Below are 2,387 nucleotides of genomic sequence, written 5' to 3'. Positions count from 1 at the left end.
GTAGGTCGCCAGTTCGACTCCGGCAGCCGGCACCATTGCTTCGGATAGTCATCGATGTTGGTAGAGGGTGGGAATTCCGAAGTCCCGTGTCGGTGTTCATCGCTCGAGRCACCATTATTCCCCCATAGTTCAGTTGGTAGAACGGCGGACTGTTAATCCGTATGTCACTGGTTCGAGTCAGTTGGGGGAGCCACATTAAGAAAGAGCGCTAGTCCGATGGCTAGCGCTTTTTTTTTGTTCTAACCAAAGAGCCCTCTAACAAGCGATCCTCGTGATTCAGTTCTATTTCTATCACCCCGTTACCGACCCTTTCTCAATTTAAAAACCACGTCTATCCGTCTCCCCTCATCACTATAGGTCACCTTGTCACAGATTGAGCGCACCAAGGTTATCCCACGTCCAGACAAACTATCCGCATCATGGTTTTTTTTATGTAACTGGTGCTCAAAATCAAAGCCGTTACCACTATGGGTTAACCCCATAATGAAATAGTTTTCTGCGGGTTGATAGGCCAACTCGAGCAATATGTAATGCTCGTCACTCAACGCTGAGAGTCTTTCTTGACGCTGAATAAAATAATGAAACAGACCATCCACATTGCTTTTTTCTACCGCCTGCATACCTAAAATGCCGTGGTCTAATGCATTGGTGATAAGTTCAGAGGCAACAGTGCAAATTAGATCTAAATCTGTGCTTTCACCCACAATACCTTTGACGCGCCCACGCAAGTCCGTGATTAAATCGGCCTCTTTTAATAAACGCGTATCAAACGTGATCTGCGCGGTGGAGGGCACAATCGAATATGGCTGTAAGACGTCTTCCTCACCCTGACGTTTAGGACACTCGATAGGAAAGGTCAATTCTAGCATAGACACATCGTCCGTCACCCCAGCTTCCCCCGCAAAAGCAGTCAGCGTACGCTGAGTTTGCGCGATAAGGCTTCCTTGACAGCCACTCAAGGTACGAATAAGTCCAACTTCCCCCAACTGCTTGCCTGTATGATTACGCGCTTCTATCACCCCATCAGTGGTAAAGAATAAGCGTTGACCCGGCTTTAATTGCAACCGAGTGATGGTAGCATCAAATTGACCTCTTCCTTGCGCGCCTAGAGCCATATGACGCCCCTGATAAGCGGTAAGCACCTGTCCGTACTGGTCCAAACAATATGCATCCGGTAATCCGCCACTCCAAAAGTTAACGCTTAAGCCGTCAGGCATCACCTCAAGCAAGACACTCGCAAGCAGCGTACCGACCGGCATAAAGCCACGAATATGCTCATTTATTTCAATGGCGATATCACCAACAGGCAAACCACGACGAGCCGTTGAAATAAAGGTTTTCACGGCAGGAATCGTGCTTATCGCCGCAGGGAGACCATGCCCCGTCGCATCCGCAATCATGATATACAGCCCCCCTAATGGACGCTGTAGGACCATGGTCACATCGCCATTAAAGAGACTGAATGCCCCCGAGAAGGCGTTAATACCAGGAACACCATCAACATTAAAAGACATCAAGCGCTCAAAGATCTGACTGGCCATCGCATGTTCGTATACCGTTGTTTCCTGGAACTGCTTAAGTTGGTCTCGTTGATGACTCACTTCTCGAAATAAACGGATATGGCGAAAATGGGTGCGAACTTTGGCGATAAGTGCTGCGATATCGACTGGTTTATTGAGAAAGTCGTCACCGAACTCAAGGCATTTGGTAAGGGTATCGTGATCATCAACTCCAGTGAGAAAAACAATAGGTAGAAGTATTTGTGGGTGCCGCCCTCGTATCTCAGCGGCCATCTCAAAGCCATTTATTTTCGGCATATTGACGTCAGAGATAATTAAATCAGGAAACATCCCTGGATCTACTTTTTCTAACAGGCTCAGTGCTTCATACCCATCCATTGCTAGGATAATATTGTCCGCTTCGTCCTTTAACGCTGCGGCGATGTAATGCAACAAAGCTGGCTCGTCATCGACCACTAACACGTTCATAAGCGCTCACCCGTTTGTTCATTCAATACGAAACTTCTTTTCAAATTTAGCGATAAAGAGAACACGCTTGATCGCATCTGGACAATTAATGAGCATGATCTCCCCATCGGGCTTTTTTAAGTAATCTTGCATGTTAAGAAGAATACCAAGCCCTGCACTATCCATATAAGTTGCTTCACGTAAATCAACCACTATGTCTTCATTATTAAGATCGATATAAGCCCTGAGGGATCCCCACTTTTTTTCACCTGAGCTCTCCCGCTGCCATTGCCTTCAGCCCTCCAACCGCTAAAGCCAGATCCCTCACTCTGTACCCATATCCTTCTCGTCCAACCAGCTCCCTCCCCAGGAAAAATAGGACAGAACCCGGCGGGTTCGAATGGTATTAGCCTGAAAGTC

2 protein-coding genes and 1 tRNA gene are annotated in these 2,387 nt (G+C 47.3%); 1 reads left to right on the top strand and 2 read right to left on the bottom strand.

Features of this window, described 5'->3' with window-relative positions; all coding sequences use genetic code 11:
• Positions 1-118 precede the first annotated feature (118 nt).
• Positions 119-193: transfer RNA gene (locus DZ54_RS0116380), tRNA-Asn, on the top strand.
• 106 nt (positions 194-299) lie between these two features.
• Here DZ54_RS0116380 and DZ54_RS0116375 read toward each other — a convergent pair.
• Both DZ54_RS0116375 and DZ54_RS24445 read right to left on the bottom strand, forming a co-directional pair.
• Complete coding sequence (locus DZ54_RS0116375) at positions 300-1,988, bottom strand: SpoIIE family protein phosphatase (RefSeq protein ID WP_025675257.1); 1,689 nt, start codon at positions 1,986-1,988, stop codon at positions 300-302.
• 18 nt (positions 1,989-2,006) lie between these two features.
• Positions 2,007-2,180 carry an STAS domain-containing protein gene (locus DZ54_RS24445; RefSeq protein ID WP_240474060.1) on the bottom strand — a complete coding sequence of 58 codons (174 nt, stop codon included), beginning with the start codon at positions 2,178-2,180 and terminating at the stop codon, positions 2,007-2,009.
• Between the last annotated feature and the right edge of the window lie 207 nt (positions 2,181-2,387).

This window comes from Salinivibrio socompensis S35, from assembly GCF_000513715.1.
Classification (GTDB): Bacteria; Pseudomonadota; Gammaproteobacteria; order Enterobacterales; family Vibrionaceae; genus Salinivibrio; species Salinivibrio socompensis.
This window is presented reverse-complemented; position numbering and strand designations above follow the sequence as displayed.

Excerpts from the sequence above, each read along its gene's own strand:
- DZ54_RS0116375 (WP_025675257.1), bottom strand. The coding sequence starts at position 1,988 with ATGAACGTGTTAGTGGTCGATGACGAGCCAGCTTTGTTGCATTACATC.